The sequence below is a fragment of the Streptococcus mitis genome (assembly GCF_008763935.1).
GTDB classification, from domain to species: Bacteria; Bacillota; Bacilli; order Lactobacillales; family Streptococcaceae; genus Streptococcus; species Streptococcus mitis_DB.
Genome location: NZ_VTQF01000001.1, coordinates 93,157 through 114,714, shown reverse-complemented (window position 1 = coordinate 114,714; position 21,558 = coordinate 93,157). Strand labels below are relative to the sequence as shown.

General features: G+C 39.9%; 14 protein-coding genes and 2 pseudogenes. All 16 read right to left on the bottom strand.

Annotated elements, in window-relative coordinates; all coding sequences use genetic code 11:
* Positions 1-6,419, bottom strand: a 6,419-nt coding sequence (locus F9B91_RS00525) for a GEVED domain-containing protein (RefSeq protein WP_225306536.1), incomplete at its 3' end; no start/stop codon positions are given.
* Positions 6,420-7,012: 593 nt separating this feature from the next.
* Positions 7,013-7,612: pseudogene (locus tag F9B91_RS12140) on the bottom strand (LPXTG cell wall anchor domain-containing protein); the annotation flags it as partial.
* Positions 7,613-8,429: 817 nt separating this feature from the next.
* The gene (gene rplA / locus F9B91_RS00510; RefSeq protein WP_001085675.1) at positions 8,430-9,119 is read right to left on the bottom strand and encodes a 50S ribosomal protein L1; all 690 of its coding nucleotides are present in this window, start codon (positions 9,117-9,119) and stop codon (positions 8,430-8,432) included.
* 97 nt (positions 9,120-9,216) lie between these two features.
* Positions 9,217-9,642, bottom strand: a complete 426-nt coding sequence (gene rplK, locus F9B91_RS00505) for a 50S ribosomal protein L11 (RefSeq protein ID WP_001085809.1) — start codon at positions 9,640-9,642, stop codon at positions 9,217-9,219.
* 123 nt (positions 9,643-9,765) lie between these two features.
* Entirely contained in the window at positions 9,766-10,482 is a 717-nt protein-coding gene (ldcB, locus tag F9B91_RS00500) for an LD-carboxypeptidase LdcB/DacB (RefSeq protein WP_150922228.1), read from the bottom strand.
* A 2-nt stretch (positions 10,483-10,484) separates the two neighbouring features.
* Positions 10,485-10,955: an HIT family protein gene (locus F9B91_RS00495; RefSeq protein ID WP_150922227.1), complete on the bottom strand. Its 471-nt coding sequence runs from the start codon at positions 10,953-10,955 to the stop codon at positions 10,485-10,487.
* Position 10,956: 1 nt separating this feature from the next.
* A pseudogene (locus F9B91_RS00490) lies at positions 10,957-11,994 on the bottom strand (M42 family metallopeptidase).
* Positions 11,995-12,091: 97 nt separating this feature from the next.
* On the bottom strand, positions 12,092-13,417 hold the full coding sequence (brnQ, locus tag F9B91_RS00485; RefSeq protein ID WP_191962378.1) for a branched-chain amino acid transport system II carrier protein: 1,326 nt from the start codon (positions 13,415-13,417) through the stop codon (positions 12,092-12,094).
* A gap of 170 nt (positions 13,418-13,587) precedes the next feature.
* Positions 13,588-13,875 (bottom strand): rhodanese-like domain-containing protein, encoded by a 288-nt coding sequence (locus F9B91_RS00480; protein WP_000659133.1) that lies wholly within the window; start codon positions 13,873-13,875, stop codon positions 13,588-13,590.
* A gap of 114 nt (positions 13,876-13,989) precedes the next feature.
* Positions 13,990-14,568 carry a uracil-DNA glycosylase family protein gene (locus tag F9B91_RS00470; RefSeq protein ID WP_045604694.1) on the bottom strand — a complete coding sequence of 193 codons (579 nt, stop codon included), beginning with the start codon at positions 14,566-14,568 and terminating at the stop codon, positions 13,990-13,992.
* Between the two features lie 53 nt (positions 14,569-14,621).
* Positions 14,622-16,022 (bottom strand): dipeptidase PepV, encoded by a 1,401-nt coding sequence (pepV, locus tag F9B91_RS00465; protein ID WP_150922225.1) that lies wholly within the window; start codon positions 16,020-16,022, stop codon positions 14,622-14,624.
* 13 nt (positions 16,023-16,035) lie between these two features.
* A complete protein-coding gene (locus tag F9B91_RS00460; protein ID WP_150922224.1) occupies positions 16,036-16,641 on the bottom strand; it encodes a nitroreductase family protein in 606 nt (201 codons plus the stop codon).
* Positions 16,642-16,814: 173 nt separating this feature from the next.
* Complete coding sequence (locus F9B91_RS00455; RefSeq protein WP_150922223.1) at positions 16,815-17,669, bottom strand: metallophosphoesterase family protein; 855 nt, start codon at positions 17,667-17,669, stop codon at positions 16,815-16,817.
* Complete coding sequence (uvrC, locus tag F9B91_RS00450) at positions 17,666-19,507, bottom strand: excinuclease ABC subunit UvrC (protein ID WP_049544824.1); 1,842 nt, start codon at positions 19,505-19,507, stop codon at positions 17,666-17,668. The genes F9B91_RS00455 and uvrC overlap by 4 nt, the downstream gene beginning before the upstream one ends.
* Before the next feature lie 38 nt (positions 19,508-19,545).
* Positions 19,546-20,247, bottom strand: a complete 702-nt coding sequence (locus tag F9B91_RS00445; RefSeq protein WP_150922222.1) for a M57 family metalloprotease — start codon at positions 20,245-20,247, stop codon at positions 19,546-19,548.
* A gap of 78 nt (positions 20,248-20,325) precedes the next feature.
* A complete protein-coding gene (locus tag F9B91_RS00440) occupies positions 20,326-21,558 on the bottom strand; it encodes an aminoacyltransferase (RefSeq protein WP_001174043.1) in 1,233 nt (410 codons plus the stop codon).

Here is a 21,558-nt window from a genome sequence, read left to right as displayed (position 1 = left end):
CCATTTGGAAGTTTCTTAGTCTCTACGAAGCGGTAACCTGGGATATCTTTCTTAGGTTGTTCGCCGTCTTCTGTTGGATAGTTTGGAATTTCGTTTCCGTCTTTATCCTTGTGACTTGTCTTAACTTTCTCATAAATGTGCTCTGTATCGCCGTTTGGAAGTTTCTTAGTCTCTACGAAGCGGTAACCTGGAATATCTTTCTTAGGAGTTGTACCTTCCTCAGTAGTTGTTCCTGGAATTACATTACCATCTTTATCTTTGTGAGTTGTTGTCACTTTTTCATAGATATGTTTTGCATTTCCTTTTTCGTCGATTTCAGTTTTAACTACTTTATATCCTGGGATATCTTTAGATGGTTTAGTTCCGTCTTCTGTTGGTGAAAGAGGGTTACCGTCTTTATCAACATGTGAAGTATCTGGATGTACTGTTGGAGTGTACTTAGCTGTTACTGGTGTACCGTTCTTATCTACACGTTTAACTGTTACACCTTTAGCTTTTCCTACGAAGTCAGGTTCTGGTGTGAAGGTTACTTTACCGTTTTCATCGATAGTGTATGTTCCTTCACCTGGTACTTTCTTCTCAGTTGTGCCATCGTCAAATGTTGGTTTAACAGTTTCATCGATTTCAACTGGAACTTCCTTACCGTTGATTGTAACTTTACCACCTTCAAATGTTGGTGTTCCTGATTGAGTTTGTCCTTTAGGACCTTCTGATTCAGAATCTTTTGAGGTTGGAGTTACTGGAACGACTACTGGAGTGTACTTAGCTGTGATTGGTGTTCCATTTTTGTCAACACGTTTAACTGTTACACCTGTTGCTTGACCAGTGAATGTTTTCTCTGGTGTGAAGGTTACTTTACCGTTCTCGTCGATTGTGTAAGTTCCTTCGCCTGGTACTTTCTTCTCAGTTGTGCCATCGTCAAATGTTGGTTTTACAGTTTCATCGATTTCAACAGTTTTTTCTTTACCGTTTACAGTTACTTTTCCACCTTCAAATGTTGGTGTTCCTTCTTGAATTGCACCTTGAACATTTGTAGTGATAACATCTGAACTTGTTGGTGTTGCTGGTTTTACAACTGGTGTGTACTTAGCTGTTACTGGTGTGCCGTTCTTATCTTCGCGTTGAACTGTGACACCAGTTCCCTTACCTGTGAAGTTCTTCGCTGGTGTAAAGGTAACTGTTCCGTCAGGAGCTACTGTGTATGTTCCTTCGCCTTCGATGGTTACTGAATCAACTGGATTTCCTGTTTTTGGATCAACCAATTTAGCTGGTTTATCTTCATTGATTTCAACAGTTTTCTCTTTACCATCGATTGTTACTGTTCCACCCTTGAATTCAGGTTTACCTGTTTGAGTTGAACCTTGAACATCTTCTGTTACAGCGTCTGTTCCTGTTGGTGTTACTGGTTTAACTTCTGGTGTGTAGGTTGCTTTAGCTGGAGTTCCGTTCTTATCTTGACGAACTACTTCAACACCTTTAGCTACACCTGTGAATTTTGGTTCTGGCTTGAAGGTTACTGTGCCGTCTGGAGCTACTGTATATGTTCCTTCGCCTTCAACAGTTAATGAATCTACTTTATCTCCAGTCTTAGGATCTACCAATTTAGCTGGTACTGTATCGTCCATTTCTACAGTTTTCTCTTCACCGTTAACCATAGCTGTTCCGCCTTGGAATTCTGGTTTACCAGTTTGAGTTGCACCTTGAACATCAACAGTTTTAGCAGGTTCTGCTTCTGGTTGTGCAGGAATGATTGATGGAGTATAAGTTGTTGAAACTTTAGTTCCATTTGTGTCCTCTGCTTGAACATTAGCTGGTGTTACTTTACCAGTGTATGATTTTTCTGTTGGTGTGAAGGTTACTTCTCCTGTTGCTGGATCGATTGAGTAAGTACCTACTGGCGTTACTCCGTCTTCAGCATAAGCTGGAGTTGTTTGTCCTGCTGAAACTTCATTTCCTTCTTTATCTAGAAGTTTGTATGAATTCTCTTTAATTGGAGCAATGTTGTCTCCAGGAACGAATGAAGGTGTTCCTTTTTGAGTGTCACCTTGGATAGCTTCTGATTTAGCTGCTTCTGCTGTTGGTGTTACAGGAGTAATCTTCGGTGTGTAAGTTGTTTCTACAGCTGTTCCATTTTTATCTTTAGCTTGAACGCGTACTGGTTGTACATCTCCTGAATATGTTTTATCTGTTGGCTCGAATACTGCAACAGCTTTTCCATCTACAGTTTTAAGAGTATATTTACCAATTACGTTTCCTTCTGGATCTTTAGCTGGTACCTCTTTAGCTGGTTTTCCATCTTCATCTAGAAGTGTGTAAGTATCTGGATCGATTTTTACAGATTTCTCTTTACCGTCAATCGTTGTCTTACCAGCTTCAAATGAAACTGTGCTTTCTTGAGTTTTACCTTGTACATCTGTTGTTGTAGCTGGCGTAGATGTTGGAGTTACTCCTACAATTGTTGGTGTATAAGTTGTTGATACTTTTGTTCCATTTTCGTCTTCAGCTTGAACTTTAGCTGGTTGAACTTTACCAACATAAGTCTTATCAGTTGGTGTGAAGGTTACTTTGTTAGTAGCTGGATCAATTGTGTATTCACCAACCTTTTTACCATTCTCATCTAATGCATCGACTGGCCCATTTGCTTCTGTTCCATCTGCATTCAACAATTTAGCTGAGTTTGCTTTGATTGGAACTGATTTCTTCTCACCACCAATTGTTGTTTCACCTGGTGCGAATGATACTGTTCCTTCTTGTGTTTCACCTTGTACTCCTGCTGATTCATCTGGAGTTGCTGTTGGTGTTACACCTACGATAGATGGTGTGTAAGTTGTAGAAACTTTTGTTCCATTCTTATCTTCAGCTTGAACTTTAGCTGGTTGTACTTTACCAGTGTAAGATTTGTCTGTTGGTTTGAAGGTTACTTCTCCTGTCGCTGGGTCAACAGTGTATTCACCAACCTTTTTACCTTTTTCATCTAAAGCATCTACTGGTCCATTTGCTTCTGTTCCATCTGCATTAAGAAGTTTTACAGAGTTTTCTTTAATTGGTACTTCTGTATTTCCTTCTGTAAATGTTGGTGTTCCTTTTTGAATTTCACCTTGAACACCAGTTGAAGTAGATGGTGCTGCTGTTGGGGTTACACCTGTTACAGTTGGTGTGTACTTAGCAGTAGCAGTAGCTGTTGCAGGTTGACCATTTTTGTCTTGACCTACTGGTGCTGTTAATGATACATCAATGCCTTTAGCAGTTCCTGTAAATTGTGGTTCTGGAGTGAATGTTACCGCTCCAGTTGTTGGATCAATTGTATAAGTTCCTTCACCTTTTACAGTTACAGTTTTTTCATCTGTTGGTGCTCCAGTCGCTGGATCTACCAATTTAGCTGGATATTGTTCACTTGGTGTTACTGCATCTGGTGCAGTTCCGTCACCATCTTTATCTACATTGATTGAGAATTTAGGTGTTTTAGTTTGTGGTTTTCCTTGGATATCTGTTGATTCTTCAGGTTTTCCAACAATTTCTTTTGGAGTTACTGTTGGGATGTAACGACCATCCATAGAACCTTTAGCTGCCAATCCAGTTAATTGAACTTGTTCACTTACTAGGTTTAGTTGGTCTTTGGCATCTCCTTCACCACCGACGATTTGACGTCCCTCATTACCCCAACCAGTGGTATTACCGTTGATATCAGTACGACGGATGGTGATACCATCTGCTGTTCCTACAAAGTTTGCTTCTGGGATAAATTCTACATCTACATTTGCACCATTATCAGTAATCTTGTATTTACCTTGCCCTGGTACTACATAGTATCCATCTACTAGGTCAGCATCTGTTACTAATGTACCATCTGGTTTAACGATTTGTGATTTAACTGTCGTATCAATAGCATTGTCTTTATCAAAATCATAGTTCTTTTGACCGTATGCATTAAATGCTACAGTAGATGTTTGAGTAGCACCTTGTACATCTGTAGTTTCTTTTTTAGTTCCACGTGGTGGAATTGTTTGTTGAATTTGGAAATCTTCTACTTCCCCTGAGTAGGCAATTCCAGTCGCTTCCTTAACGTCAGCTTTGTCGTATGCAATACGTAAACGAGTAGCTAATTTTGTAGCACTTGTGTCCACGTTTTGGTAATTGTTTGTCCAAGTTAGTGTAACTTTTCCATCTTGTGTTACTTCAGTAACCCCTGCAGCTTCACCTTCATCGAATTTACCATTGTTGTTAAAGTCAATCCAACCGTTAACGTAAGCTTTAGCTTCTCCGTCTAGGTGGGCATCGAAGGTCATTGAGTAAGTTCCATCATTAACTTTTTTAAGTTTGTAGTTATCGTTTGGAGCTACTTGGTCACCAAGTAATTGACGAGCGCCTTCATCCGCATCACCGATACCATTGATATCATCGTATACAAATGCAGTTGTTTTGTTAATTGGAGTTGTACGAACGTCAACATCAGCTGGAACAGAACCTAGGTATGGTTGTTTTTGTCCATCAGACTTAGAAATTGAGTGGGCTACGCGTCCGTATGAAGCTGGAGCATCCCCTTCATCTAGAACCATGAAGCCTAGCATAGATCCTTGTTGACCTGCAGAAAAGATGTACATTCCGATGTTTTTAGCATTACGTGTCATGACTAATGGAGTAGAGAATCCTGATTCACGGTGAGTTGATACCGGTCCGAAAACTTGTGTTCCTAATCCATCTGTGTGGTATTTGCCATCTTCTGCTTTCATCGCAATAACCGTATCTGATGTCACTGTTGTATTGAAGAATCCTGCAGCTTTATCGGCTTTGAATTTGTCAAATGCAGGTTTAGGACCGTTTTCTTCTACTGTGTATACTACTCCAAACTGTTTACCTTCAGCATTTTGACCATGTCCCGCTGAAGCCAATGTTCTTTTCTCGTATGTTACCGCAGTATATGAACGAGCTGTTTCTTGATTTGTGACAGTTGAGTTTGACAACTCTGTTACTAATTCAAATCCATCCCCATCCGTTTTGTAAATTTCAACTTCAGATGAACCTGCTTCTTCCCCTGTTAAGAATACAACGTTCGAAGGCACTTCTTTTCCGTTTAAAGTAGATTTAACAGAGAATTCCACCCCTACGTTAGCTCCATCTTTAACTGATTGGATAACTGTTCTACCTTTAGTATCCATTCCATTTGTTTTTGCAACAGAGTAACCTCCTTGAGTTACTACTTTTAATTCAGCTGGAGTTCCATCTTTGTACTCATTAACAGCATTAGCATCATATCCTGCTCCACCACGTTTTTTATACTCATCCGTTGAGTTAAATGGTGCCAATTTAGTAACTGTTAAGGTTACAACATATCCAGGTGAAATTTCTTGAGTGAATTTTGTTCCCACTTGAAGTTTATCACCTGCACCAAGATTTTCAATTTTCGCTTTCGGATTTGAAATGTCAAACCACTTGATTTGTTTTGTCAGACGTCCTGTGTTCTTATCTGCATACTTCTTCCAGTGGTTGATTTGCTCTTCTTCTGAAAGCGGTGGAGTCGTAACTGTATCAGCAACATCTGCTAAGTTGACAGAAAACTTGCCATCACGCCCAATACCTGCATTTTTCAATTCATTGTAAACTGCAAGAATAGATTCGTTGAGGCGCTCCAATTGAGCATCTACTTGCTCTTTTGTGACACTCTTATCTGCCAAAAGTGTTTTTGTTTCAGTAAGAACGGCTTGGTTTTTAGCGACAGCTGCTGCAACAGCTGCTTTATTTTCTTCTTTAACATCCGCCTTAGCAAGTTCAGTTTCAGCTAATTTATTTGTTACTTCAGCTTCTGATGATACTTGTGTAAGTGTTGTTGTTGCTACTGAAAAAGCTTTTTCAGCTGGAGTAGCAGTTTTTTCTGCTTCAGCTTTTGCTGCTTCCTTATCAGCTGCTTCTTTCTTTTCTAAGCCAGCCACATCAGACTCAGCGACAACTGTCCTCAAAGCTACAACAGTTTCAACTTGTTTGTCTACTTCTACTTGACTAGCTTCTGCTTTTGCAAGAGTTGCTTTAGCTGTTGCCAATACCTCTTTAGCTGAACTTACTACTGAAGCATCTGCGTATTTAGCGTTAGAAAGTTTAGATTCTAAAGCAGCAACTTTAGCTTCAAGTGTAGCTTTATTTGCTACTTTAACTTCAGGCTTCACTTCTGTAGCTGTTTCAGTTTCTGGTTTTACAGTTTCTACTGTTTCAACTTTAGCCTCAGCCTTTTCCTTATCATCTTGACTAGGAGCAGGAGTTGAGATAGTTGTTTCCACTGATTGCACTTCCGTCGCTGATACTGCACCATTTCCAAGGAACATTAAACCAGCTGCAATGGCTACTGATGCTGCTCCAAAGCTATATTTACGAATACCGTAACGAATGTACTTTTCTGTTCTAAAATCTTGTTGTTGCTTGCCTTTCATCTAGACTAACAACCTCCTTTTTTTATATCATGTTTATAGATATAGTAAAAACCAAAACCACTTCATTTCATTTATAAATGAAGGGATTGCCTCAAGTACTATATTTTTTTCTGAAACATGTATATTCATACTATCACACTAGCTAGATATATTCAATTTATTTGCTTGAAAACAACATAAATAATTTAAATTTTTATTTATATCATTCTCTAAAAAATAGTCGAAATTATCTGAATTATATAAAATAATCAATACTTTTAGCTCTTTTTCAATATTTTTTTACATTTCAACACCTTTTTGAAGTTAATATATATATATATATATAATTTTCATTAATTTCCATTGCTAGATATTTTATTTTTGTATATTTATTAATTCAACCCGTTTGATTTTTTAAAAAAAATCTTTCATCATATGTATTTTGATGTTTAAAACTATATTGAATGCCAATCTCAACTAAATTCATTTAGAATTTCTGATTTAGCTTTTAAAAATTCTCATTTAATGTTGGATAAGAGCCAAAAAACCGATGAAATAAATCATCGGTTTTCTATTTGATGTGGATTAGATTAGCTAATTAGAAATTGTTTAACTTAATCTTCTTTCTTCTTGCGAGCTACAAGACCAAATCCGCTCAATACTCCGAGAAGTCCAAGTGCTGCAAGGCTAGCATTGTCTTTTGTACCAGTGTTTGGCAATTCACGCTTACCTTCAGCTTCTTTCACTGCTGTTGGTTGTACTGGTTGTGCTGGAGTAGCCGGTACTTGAGGTTTAGCTGGCTGTTCAGGCATTGCTGGCTCTACCGGTTGTACTGGTTGACTTGGTTCAACTGGAGCTGGAGTTTGAACTTTTCTGAAGATATGTCTGATACTTCCATTTTGACCGTCACAGTCTTCACATATTCGTAATCTGGAATTGTTCCTGGCTCTTTAGAACCTGGTTCAGATGGTTTCACTGGATTTCCATTTTCATCTGTCCAAATTGTAATATTTTGATTACCTGGATTTGGTTGAGGAACAGGTGAAGGTGTTGGAGCTGGTGGCGTTACTTTTATTGTAAATATGCTCAACATCTCCGTTTGGAAGTGGTTTAGTTTCCACAAAGCGGTAGCCTGGAATATCTTTCTTAGGTTTTTCTCCATCTTTACTTGGGAATTCTGGAATTTCTTTACCATTTTCATCTACATAGTCTGTACCCGGACGAACTGTTGGAGTGTATTTAGCAGAGATTGTTTTTCCTGCTTTATCTTTTCTTACAACAGTTACTCCTTCACCAGTTCATACATAATCTTTCTCTGGTGTGAATGTGGTAATAATATTTGAATTTGCATTATATAAGTATTTATAGCTATATTATATCTATTATGGATAAAATATAAACTTTATCTTACTTTATATATAATATGGGATTTTAAAATTTAATATATAGACAAAAATAAAAAAATAAAAATTCCTCTCTTAAAACTTAAAAGAGGAATTTTTATCATCCACAATTAACATGCATAATTATAATACCATATTTTCAAATATTTTGCAAGCACTTTTTATTTTGAATCGTCAAATCTCTTATAAATCTTTCACTTTTTATTTTATTTTTTTAAATCTCATTAAATAATATTTTTATTTGATGAGATTTAAAACAAACATCCGAATATAACGTACGGGTTTTTACTTTTATTTTTTAATTGAATATTTTATGTTTTCATTATTTTTATAACCTAATTATTATATTTGTGGACGTTTTATAAGCTTGTGTTAACATTTTTAAGAATCTATACACTTATCTATACATCTACCATTAATACCTCTAGAAAAAAATCGTTCGGATTTTATCCCGTAACCTCAACAATTTCAATAATAGAATACAAAACTTTCTCTAATTTTTTTCAATTATTTTTTCTCCTAAATCATAAAAGAAAAAACGAATGAAGCCACATCGATTCTTTAGAATCAATAACTAAAGACAAAAAAACGAGCACTTTCGCACTCGTTCTCTGTTATAAACTACTGATTAAAGTGAGTTTACGTCAACTTTGATACCAACACCTTGAGTAGTTGTGATAGTCAAGTTTGTTACGTAAGTTCCTTTAGCTGTAGCTGGTTTTGCTTTTTGGATTGTTTCGTTGAAAGCTTTGAAGTTTTCAACCAATTTTTCAGCTTCAAATGATACTTTACCGATGATTGCTTGAACGTTACCTGCACGGTCAGCACGGTAAGTGATTTTACCACCTTTAGACTCTTCAACTGCTTTTGCAACATCCATTGTTACAGTACCAGTTTTAGGGTTTGGCATCAAGTTACGTGGTCCAAGGACACGCCCAAGACGTCCAACAAGAGCCATCATGTCAGGTGTAGCGATAACTACGTCGAAGTCCAACCAACCATCGTTGATTTTAGCAACAAGGTCATCTTCACCAACAAAGTCTGCACCAGCAGCCTTTGCTTCTTCAGCTTTTGCACCACGTGCGAAAACAAGAACGCGTGAAGTTTTACCAGTACCGTTTGGCAATACCATTGCTCCACGGATTTGTTGGTCAGCTTTTTTAACGTCGATGTTCAAGTTGTAAGCAACTTCTACAGTTGCGTCAAATTTTGCAAAGTTAGTTTCTTTTGCAAGTGCTACAGCTTCTTCTACGCTGTATGCTTTTGTGCTGTCGATTTTCTCAAGAGCAGCACGAAGTTGTTTGCTTTTTTTAGCCATTTTCTATTCTCCTTGTAAGTGGTTCAATCGATTTTCATCTCCCACGTCACTTCTCGAAATGATGAAGTCTTGCGGGTTATATTGGGGGTGTTATTGATTAGTCAACAACAGTGAATCCCATAGAACGAGCAGTACCTTCGATCATACGCATTGCAGACTCTACGTTTGCTGCGTTCAAATCTGGCATCTTAGTTTCTGCAATTTCTTGTACTTGTGCACGAGTAACTGTAGCAACTTTAGTTTTGTTAGGTGTACCTGATCCTTTTTCAACACCTGCAGCTTTTTTCAAAAGAACAGCAGCTGGTGGTGTTTTCGTAACGAAAGTAAATGATTTATCTTCGTAAACTGAGATAACAACTGGAATGATCATGCCAGCTTGGTCAGCTGTACGAGCGTTGAACTCTTTTGTGAATCCCATAATGTTGATACCAGCTTGACCAAGAGCAGGTCCAACCGGTGGAGCTGGTGTAGCTTTACCAGCAGGGATTTGCAATTTTACAAGTTTTTCGACTTTTTTAGCCATTTTTAAATCCTCCTTTGTGGTTTTGGCGGTAATTAAAGATTTTTACCTCCCACAAGTATGCTTTACACATACCCATCTATTATACACTATTTATCTAGAATTGCAAGAGAAAATTTTATTTTTTTAATCGACGTAATCTCCGCCTTCAAAGCCGTAGTATTCTTCCAAACTGAGACCACTCTCAGCAATTTCTTTTGCTTCTTTTCCGACATAACGAAGGTGCCATTCCTCAGCCATATATCCCGTTTCTTTTTCTTTACCTTTGAGATAACGGACAACAAAGCCATAATCAGCTGCATGGTCCAAGAGCCATTGGGCTGCTTTTTCTTCTGTTACTAAATCACCATCAGTCCCAATAACATCAAAGGCCAAGCCAGTTTGGTGTTCACTATAGCCAGGTCGGGCAGAGTAACGGTCAGCTGCTGCCTTCCCATCTTGGTTGACATAATCTTGATAGAGCTTGGTCTGAGTTTCATAACTTCTAAAACCACTATAATGATCACTAATTGGGAAACCTGCCTCTTGCATAGCTTTAATGAGTTTGACCAACTCAGCCTTGGCTGTTGGATTTTCCCCTGGATTGTAGTCTTTTGACAATGGATAGTGTTTATTTGCTACGATGATTTCATCGTATTTTCCTTGGATGCTGTAGTAATCACCTTTATTGACCACTTCTGCTTTTTTCTGGGTAGCTCCTTGAGACTTACTTCCTACTGTTCCATCAGCTTTAGCAGTTTGCTCTGTCTTAGCTGCTCCATCTTCATTTTTTGTTTTTTCTTGTGAACAAGCTGCTAGACTCAAGGCTAGCAAGGCTGTCAAGACAAGGTATCTTTTTTTCATTTCTACTCCTTTATTTCTAATAGTTTATCTACTTCTGACGATAAACATTTGACTAATCTTTCAATCTCATCCGATTTTGCTTGGCAGGTTTCTGCTGTCATTTCTTCAAAGGGAACCCACCAGACTGGACCACGTCCATTGAGACCGTGACCATTCATGTCACCTGTTCGTCTAGGAAACAGATGCCAATGAAGATGGGCATCGCCATTTCCTAGCAGTTCGATATTCATTTTCTCAGCAGCAAAGGACTTAGCAACCGCCTCTTGGACTAAACTCATTTCCTCTAGAAAACGGATTCTAGTTTCCTTATCTAAATGATGCAATTCGGTGACATGTTCCTTGGCTAGAAAGAGGCTATAGCCTGCAAAATACTGGTGGTCTCCAACCACAAGATAGCCTGTTTCCAACTCTTTGACAAAATAGGGATTTTCTCCCTTCTTGATGAGCTCAATTCTCTGGCAAATCAAACACATATTAGTCTACCAATGCGCTCTTAAGATAGGCATCGACCATACGTTCCGTTGCGACCACCGAGTCAATATGAGTACGCTCATAAGAATGACTAGACTCGATACCAGCACCTAGAAGAGCATGTTTGACTTCTGCACCTGCAGACATAGCCGCTGAAGCGTCCGAACCATAAAACGGATAGATATCCAGCTTAAATGGAATATCTTGCTCTTTAGCCAAAGCAACCAAATGTTGACGGAAGTCATAGTGATAAGGTCCAGAAGCATCCTTGACACAGATAGACACTGTATATTCGTCTGTTTGCTGGTCATCTCCCATGGCTCCCATATCCACAGCCAGATATTCTACTACCTGAGCAGGAATATTAGAATTAGCCCCATGCCCCACTTCTTCAAAGACTGAAAAAGCAAAATGGGTTGTTACGGGCAATTCAATCTTCTCTTCCTTATAAACACGAAGTAGGTTAAGCACAATCGCTGCGCTGACCTTATCGTCCAAATGGCGAGACTTGATAAAACCTGTCTCTGTCACGACAGTTCGTGGGTCAAAGCTGATAAAATCACCGACCTCAATCCCCAAGGCACGAGTTTCTTTTTAACTGGTTACTTTTGCATCCAAACGCACTTCCATATTGTCCTGCGTGCGTTCTGCACTTCCTGCATCCTTATAAACATGGCAAGAAGTTTGGTGGATAAGGATGGTTCCCGATACTTTTTCACCTGTACTAGCCACATGAACGGTACAGTTTTCACCTTCAATCATGTTCCAAGGAAATCCACCGATACGATCCAGTTTGAGACGGCCGTCTGGTTTGACAGCACGGACAATAGCACCAAGCGTATCTACATGGGCAGTCACATAGCGATGCTCTTCATCATTTTGACCTTTGATAGTCACATTGACACCACCCTTGGCTGTACGGACTGGCTGGTAACCAAAACCTTCTAAAGTCTTGACTAAATAGTCCGAAACCTCACGAGTGAAGCCCGTTGGCGACGCAATGGCTGTCAGTTCTTTGATATATTCTACTGTTTGATTCATTTCTTCACCTCTTTTGCTACCTATTATAACACATTTATCATCGGATAAAAAAAGAAAATCACTCCTGTAGACTTGGCTACAAAAGTGATTTTAATGATTATTCCATTTCAAAAACATCGCTTTCTTGCTTATTTGGCAGAACCAATGAGAGCAAGATTCCGACAATAGCTGGTACTAACCATGGGAGTGATGCCTTGGCAAAAGGAAGAGCGTTGACAAGGTTTGCAAGAAACTCAACCTTAAACGAGCTTCCTAGTACGCTTGCAATAGCAATAGCTGTAACCACAGCAATTGTCAACTGCATACCTGGTTTTGAAAGGGCAACAAATTTGTTGACAATGACAATCATAACGATGGCAATCGTGATTGGGTACAAAATAACCAGTACAGGGATTGAGTACTTGATAATCGCATCAAGACCCAAATTGGCAATGGCAAATCCAATCAAAGTAAAGGCTGTCGCATAAACCTTGTAGCTGATTTGCGGGAAGCGTTCATTAAAGAACTCAGCTGTTGACACAATCAAACCAACAGTTGTTGTGAAGCAGGTTACGGTAACCATAGCTGCCAGGAAGAGTTGAGCTGTTGAGCCAAAAATTTCTTGAGTGGCTTGTGACAAGATGTAAACACCTGGTGTTCCACCCTTCATAGCCTCAGCTGGTACCGGGAAATGATTTCCAAGGAAACCTAAACCGATATAAAGAGCGCTGAAGGCAAGAGCTACAACAATACCAACAACCCAAATAGTTGAGATGTATTCTTTCTTACTGGAGAATCCAAGTTGTTTCAAGGTTTGAACAGCGATGACACTGAAGGCAACTGAGGCAAGAGCATCCAAGGTATTGTAACCTTCTAGGAAACCTGTACCAAAGGCAGAAGCTTGATAAGCAGCTGAAGCAGCTTGAGGACTTGTTCCACCGTATTTGATAGCTCCTAGAACAACCAAGATAACAATCAAAAAAGCAAAGACTGGTGTTAAAATACGACCGATACGGTCTAAGATTTTTGATGGATTAAGCGAGATTAGATAGGCTGCCGCAAAATACAGAACCGTAAAGACAATCAATCCAAGACCTTTATTTGCATCCGACAAAAGGGGGCTAATCCCTACTTCGTAAGCTGTTGTAGCAGTACGTGGGATAGCAAAGAATGGACCGATTGACAAATAAAGAACTGAGAGGTAAAGAGTCGCAAACCAAGGCGCTATCTTTGTTGAAATCTCGTAGATATATCCTTTAGGATTTAGCGTTCCAATAATAAGAGTCAAGACGGCGATACCGACACCTGAAAAGACAAAACCTGCGATGGCAGGAAGAAAATGTTCTCCAGATAGTGCACCTAGAGAAGGCGGAAAAATCAAGTTCCCCGCACCAAAAAATATTCCAAACAGGAGTAAACCTGTTAGGGCACCTTTTTTAGCCATGAAAATCTCCTTCATATTTATAAAATACTGACCTAGTATATCATGAATAGGAGTATGAAAAAAGCTTCACGAAGTAAATATTGAATGTTTTCAAGATTCTCAAAAATGAGAATTGTCTAAAAATAAAATCCCCTACCCAGTCCACACCAAGTAGGAGAAAATTCTAATGTCTAAAGTTCTTCAAAGGCTAACATGCCACCCTGAACATTGATAACCTCATAACCTTGTTCAGATAAGAATTGGCAAGCACGCGCCGATCTCATTCCAGATTTACAAATAACATAATGTAACTGATCCTTGTCCAATTGATCATAAGTATCAGCTAATTGACTCAGAGGAAGATTCTGAGCACCTTCTAAATGAAGAGCTTCAAACTCATCCACTTCTCTCACGTCCACTAGAGAAAGTTGGTCATTTTGGTAAAGCTGGTAAAATGCGTCAAAGGAAATTTCTTTCATTCTTTTTCTCCTAATACTCTTCGAAAATCAAATTCAAACCACGTCAGCGTCGCCTTACCGTACTCAAGTACAGCCTGCGGCTAGCTTCCTAGTTTGCTCTTTGATTTTCATTGACTATAAAATAGTTTTAATTCTTTTTTTCAAATCTGGCACCACTTCTGCCTCAAACCAAGGATTTTTGGCCATCCAGATTTGATTTCTAGGCGAGGGGTGAACTAATGGAAAATAGGTTGGCAAGTAGTTCTGGTAATGTTTTACCCGTTCTGTCACTTTGCCACTGACTTTCTCCTGTAAATAGTAGGCTTGGGCATATTGGCCAATCAAGAGGGTCAATTGGATATCTGGTAATTCTTGCAAGAGCTGTGGATGCCATTTTTCAGCAAAGCCAGTTCTCGGTGGCAGATCACCTGACTTGCCATGCCCTGGAAAGTAGAAATCCATAGGCAAAACAGCAAAATAGCCTGAATTGTAAAAAGTATCTTCATCCACACCTAGCCAGTCTCTCAGACGGTCACCACTCTTATCTTTCCAGTAAAGGCCTGCTTCTTGGGTTTTAAGTCCAGGTGCCTGACCGATGATATTGATGCGAGCAGTCTTTGGCGCTGCAAAGAGAGGCTCAATGCCACGCTCTGTATAGCTGACATTCTGCGGATCTGCCATAATAGCCTGTTTGATTCTTTCAATTTGAGACATCTACTTTCCCTCCAAAAAGAAGTCCAAGCATAACATCTCAGACTTCTATCATTTTATTTGATCAATTCGTAAATAGCTTCGGCATAGATTGCTGCTGCTCGGAAGAGATCGTCCAAGGCGATAAATTCATTGGCTTGGTGCATGGTGTCAATTGAGTCTGGGAACATAGCACCGTAGGCAACACCGCGTTCTAGCAAACGACCAAAGGTCCCACCACCAATGACTTGCTCATGACCTTGTAGGCCTGTTTGTTTTTCATAGACATTCAACAAGGTTTGAACAAGTGGATCTTCCATTGGCACATAGTGAGGCGTGTGACCGTGTTCAGAAAGGCTAACAGAAGCAACTGGCAAGTTTTCAAGGATTGACTTGATTTGCTCAGGACTTGTTCCTTTCGGATAACGAATGTTAAGGGCAATGGTATTATCAACACTTGTTTCGTCAAAGCGGAAGACACCGGCATTCATAGAAAGGGCGCCCATCTTTTCGTCCACATGGGCAATCTTGAGACTTTCACCCTCATGGTCGTTCAAAAGAATCTTACCAGCAATATCAAGGTAGTCTTTTGCTGGTCCAGTAAAGTCAAACTGGCTGAGGAAGAGGGCTAGGTAAGTCGCACCATTGACACCTGAAGCAGGCATGGCACCATGGGCTGATTTCCCAATGATCGTCACCTTGTATTGACCAGCTTCTTCTTGGATTTCTCCTCTGAGCTTGTGTTCTGCAACAAAGGTATCTAGTTTAGCTTGCAAGTCATCCAAGTCACCTGAAATGACTGCTGTTGCTGATTCAGGTACCATGTTTTCACGCAAACCACCTGTAAAGCTGTGAAGACGGGCAGCACCTGCATTTTCACCTGCAAAGTGAAGGTATTCTGTAATGTTTCCTTTTTCACCGTTGATGATAGGGAATTCAGCATCTGGAGAGAAACCGAAGTCTGGTTTTGCAAGTCCTACGTGCTCGAAGTAGTAGTCCATGTCTGCCCAGCCTGATTCTTCGTCCGTTCCCACAATAAAGCGAACTTTCTTAGAAGTTGGAAGGCCCAATTCTTTGATGATTTTCAAACCATAGTAACAAGCTGTTGTAGGACCCTTGTCATCTGAAGCGCCACGCGCATAAAGGCGACCGTCTTTGATAGTTGGTGTGTAAGGGTCTGTGTCCCAACCACTACCAGCAGGCACTACGTCCATGTGGGCAAAGATTCCGAGAACCTCTTCTCCATCACCAAACTCGAAATGCCCTGCGTAGTTATCAACATTCTTAGTTGGGTAGCCATCACGGTCTGCGATTTCAAGGAATTTCTCCAAGGCTTTTACTGGACCAGGTCCAAATGGATGCTCAGCATCAACCTTGCTGTCGTCACGTTCTGAGTTGATTTCCAGAAGGCTAAACAAGTCAGCCAAGAGGTCTTCTTTGCGTTTTTCTACTTCTGCTGTAAAATCAATTGTTGTCATTTTTTTCTTCTTTCTATCTTTTCTCGATGATTTCATCTACTGGCAAGCGGTAACTTGGTTCCAATTTTTCGTCGGTGTATCCCACTGTAATCAAAAGTTCCGGGCGGAAGCGGTCTTCGATATCCAAAACTTCATTGACTTTTGATTTATCAAAACCAAGAATAAGATTTGATCCGATTCCTTGGTCTGTAAGAGCCAAAACCAAGTTCATAGCAACCAAACCTGCATTGAGAGCTAGGTAGTCGCTGACTTGTTGCTCACTGTAACGGGCAAATTCAGCAGGCAAATTCTTCATAAAATATTGAAGTTGCTCTTCAGAAAAGTTATTAGCACCACCAACACGAGCAATCTTACGAGCGCGTTTAGCCAAATCTGTGTCTGTAAACAAGGCAATGGTTACAGGCGCTGATGATACCTGTTCAAAGTTTGAACCGTAAGCCAATTTTGCCAGTTCAGCATTTTTCTCACGAACCACCACAAATTTCCAAGGCTGGCTGTTGTGGGCACTTGGAGCCAAGGTTGCAATTTCGATAGCCGTACGCACATCTTTTGGATCAACTGGCTTATCAGTGAACTGCTTAGTCGCATGACGTTTTTTATTTAATTCAAGAAATTTCATAATCGATTTCCTTTTCTAATTCTACTGCTTCCATTCTACCATATTTTGAAAGAGCTTGCAGAGATTTTTCATAGGAAAAAACTGGAACAAGGATAAGCAACCGAATGAAGAAAATCATTTAAATCAGGAATCCCCTCATCCAGTTCCAATTAATTTTCAGTTACTTAAAGGAACTAGTCTATCTTATATTCTGACTTTATAGCCTCCAAGAAATTCTTCACATCCTCTACATACCCATGCTTTTCTATTAAGCTTGCTAATAGTTCCAGATTGTGCCCCTGATAGTTATCTTCACGACGTAGCTCTTCATACATTTCAATAAAAGGAAGGCCCTTGGACTTGGCCAATTCTAACTCCGCTTCATAATCATAAGCGACTTTACGAAATAGGATATTTACCAATTCCCCATCTTCAACTTCTATCACAGCATACTGGGCACGGTGATTTTTTAACGCCTCCCAATCAAAATAGGGCATACCAATCGAACCTGGATTGATGATTTGTTGCCCTTGACTTCCATAACGAAGCAACTGCTTGTGGACATGACCATAGACTGCCACGTCGGTTCCCGCATCTAGCAGTTGGTCAAATTTATCTGTATCATTCCCAACCAGTAGATCCCCACCATAGTTTTTGTCAGGTAAATTATGAGAGATAGAAAAGCGCAACCCATCAACCTCTTTCTTTTCCAGCAAAGGTAAGCTTCGTAACCAGACAATCGTTGCAGGATCCATTCGCTCCATCAAAAACTGGGTCATTCGCATTGACTGGATTTCTTGTGGATGTTCCAAACCATATTCACCATCCAAGGCCTCAAGGACACAATCATCCCAATTGCCTCGAACACTGGCTGTGATAGGAAGGTCCTTTAACAGAGCGACCAAGTCATTTGCACCGGGACCGGGAAGAAAAATATCTCCCAGAAGCCAGTATTCACTGACTCCTTGATTTTTAGCATCTGCAATAACTGCTTCTAGCGCCGTCGCATTGCCATGAATATCTGATAAAATTGCGATTTTATGGTTCATGATGTTTTTCCTTCCGTTTGGTAATCTACTCTCTTTTCCGCCACTTGAGGCAAGGCTTCTGCCTCCTGCGGGTTCAACTTTCTCTGCACAGCCTCTGCAACCGCTCTAGGTACTCCAACTTCGACAATCTCATCCACACTGGCTTCCTTGATTTTGGTCAAAGACTTGAAATGCTTCATGAGATTCTGCTTGCGTTTAGGTCCCAGACCGTCAATTCCATCCAGTTGTGATGAAAAAGAATTTTTGGAGCGCAGTTGACGGTGGAACGTAATAGCAAAGCGGTGAACCTCATCTTGGATACGTTGGAGCAGGAAAAATTCCTGAGAATTGCGAGATAACTCCACCACCTCAAGCGGATCTCCAAAGAGCAATTCATGGGTTTGGTGCTTGTCATTCTTTTGCAGACCTGCAATGGGGATATCCAAGCCCAGTTCTTCTTGGATGACCTGCTTGGCGATATTGACTTGACCTTGTCCCCCATCGATGACAATCAAATCTGGAGGAGTCAAACCGTCACGCTGTACTCGACCATAGCGCCTGCGAATGACTTCTCGCATACTGGCATAGTCGTCTGGCCCGACGACAGTCTTGATTTTATACTTACGGTAATCCTTCTTACTAGGTTTTCCGTTGACAAAGACCACCATGGCTGAAACAGGACTAGTTCCCATGATGTTGGAGTTATCGAAGGACTCGATGCGAACTGGGGTGGGAATTTGGAGCAAGCGTCCTAGATTTTCAATAGCCCCCTGGGTCTTTTCAACAGATTTCTCCAGCAGGTTGAATTTCTGCTCTAGGCTGACTCGAGCATTCTTTATAGCCAAATTGACCAGTTGCTTTTTCTCTCCACGCTGGGGTTTGAGAATCTTGGTGTCTACCAAGGCCTTGACAGCTTCTTCGTCAATATCCTGCGGAATCAGTACCTCATTGGGAACTAGGTGAGATTTTTCTTGATAAAATTGTCCTACATAGGTTAGAAAGTCCTCATCCGGATCATTATAATAAGGGAAAAGATTGACATCGCGCTCAATAAGCTTGCCCTGACGAACAAAGAAAACCTGAACACACATCCATCCCTTGTCCACATAGTAGCCAAAGACATCCCGATTTTGGAGATCCTTAGCCATGACCCGTTGCTTGGTTCGAAGCGTTCCAATGGCTTGAATTAGGTCACGGTATTCCGCCGCACGTTCAAATTCCATAGTCTGGGCTGCCATTTCCATCTTGCCCTTTAGGTCATCAATGATTTTGTCATCTTGCCCTTTTAGGAAATCAGAAACCTCCTGAGCCATAGACTTGAAATAGGCCTCATCCTTCTTACAGATGGTGTGAGCCATACATTGACCGATATGGTAGTAAAAACAGACCTTAGACGGCGGATTGGTGCACTTACGAAAAGGGAAAATCCGATCCAGTAGTCGCTTGATTTCATTGGCTGCCCCCACATCTGGATAAGGTCCAAAGTAGAGACCTCCGTCCTTTTTGACCTGACGGGTGATAATCAAACGAGGATAGCGTTCATTGGTGATTTTGATGAAGGGATAAGACTTATCATCCTTGAGCATGATATTGTACTTGGGCTTGTTTTCCTTAATCAGGTTGATTTCTAGGAGAAGTGCCTCAATATTAGACTCAGTAACGATAAATTCAAAATCTACAATTTCAGACACCAAGGCCTCTGTTTTGGTATCATGACTTCCACGGAAATAAGACCTCACGCGGTTACGCAGATTTTTAGCCTTTCCTACATAGATAATGGTGCCGTTTTTATCCTTGTGAATGTAACAACCAGGGCTGGTCGGCAAGAGCTCTAATTTTGATTTAATCAAGTTATTCATAGTTCCATTATAGCAAAAAAGTAGGGAAAGTTAGTCCCCTACTCATTGGTCTCATATAATTTTCGAAGTCTTTCAACATCCTCTTTCTGGATACCATAAAAAGAACCCGCAGGTTGCATGACAGACTTCTCATCTGTATGGTCCAAGCCAATCGCATGACCCAACTCATGTTCTGCCGTATGGACAATGCGCTCATAGGAATAGCCATAGTTAGGATTGGACAGATAATAGTGATTCAACCGTACCGTGACAGACAAGAATTGCCCCGTCAAGAGATTGGTCTGACTTTCTGCCTCTCCTGCCACAGGAGTACCTCCGTCATTCATCTCCGTAGCCAAGATATCTGCCTTGCTGGCCTCAGTCACGATTTCAAAATTAAAAGCGCCCGTTTGATTCCAATTCTGAATCGCTTCTACATAAGCTTCTTGAAATCCTGAATCCATCTGCGGATCTAGGTAAATACGAGCAGAAGCCTGCGGCCACCTTCCTTCAGAGTGTTGGTGGCTATCTGTCTGGTTCAACTTAGGCAGTTGCCCTGTTTTTTCCCATTGGTCGATACTTTGTTGACCAATTTTTACTGACCGTTCTGCTTGCTTTAGCGCTCCTTGAAAATCTCCGTTAAGATACCAGAGAAGTCCAAAAGCAAAAGCACACAAAAGAAAAGCTATCCAAACCAGGCGCCAAAACAAACGCCACACAAAAGAAAAGAAAGCCCCTATCAAACGAAAAATCCAGCGCATGTCTCTCCACCTTTCTAGCAAATAAAGTCTATTTTACTAAAATAAGCTGAAAGAAAGCTAAAGACCAATTTTCTTATCTTAGCGTCCTAATATTTTTTTGAGTAACTGAATAGCTTTATATTTTAGGGGAGATGGATAATAACGGAAAGTTCCTGCTTTACGTACAATATAACCATTAAAATTTTGTTTAAAACGTAAAACACCATCACTACCATCAAAAATCCCTTGAATCCCTAGAAAGTTGTATTTAGGGATCCCACGTTTTATGCTTTCCAACATAACATATTTCTGAAGCAAAGCTGGTGCATAAAATTTATTAAACTCAGTATAGGAACCACTAAAAAGATAGGTCGTTTCTTGAGGCATATAAATAAATAAACTACCTGCTAAGACAAGATCTTTCTCTCCATATTTTTTAATCAACTCTCGTGCTTCTGCTTTTCGAACTTCAAAGCTTTCATACTGCCTAGCCAACTCTTTGTGTTCTTTTTTCTTTTGTGCAGAATCTGGATATTGTTCTAATAAGAGTAATGAGGTAGCTATTTTTTCAGATAATTCTTTTTGCTTATGTATTAAATTTTGTATATATTCTCCTAAATTTAGAATAGCAATTACAAACTCGGCTTTTTCTCCAAAAGAGTCATAAAAATGCTCATAATATTCTAAACTTTTATCACTATATTCTCGACGTTCAGAGGTTGTTTTTGTTATATCTTTAAAAATTGAAAGTTCTTCACGATTTAATTTTTTCAACTGAATACCAAATGTATCAGCCTTTTTCACCAAAGCTTTCCCCTTTTTACTAAAACTGTTAAGCAAGGTCTTTTCAGTTAGCTCATTCAAATCTTTACAATATAACCAATCCGGTTCTCCACCTGGGTAACCTGTTTTTAAACCATCAAATTGATAACCTAAATCAGTCAAATCTTGAATAATACTTTTTTTCTCAGCATCTATTGGATTACCTTCACCATCAAAAGTTTGATAAGTTTCATAAGGTTTTACAAGCAACTCTAATACACCATTTTGCTTGGCATATTCTTTTAACTCCGCATAAAAAACTGGGAGAGCATCTTGTTGGGTATAAATCGGCCCCGAATTGATCTCCATATGTAGGCCACCCAGCATGGGCAAGCTATAAACCAGAGCTGCAACTTGAATTTCTCCTTCTTGTTTCAATGCAAGATAAACAATTCGAGCCCCTCTTTTTTCTAACAAGTCCCCCATCTGGACAGATTGCATAAAAGAACGAGAAGAGACCTGATCAGAATAAGCTTGAAATTCTTCTTTTGTGAGTGTAATTAATGCCAT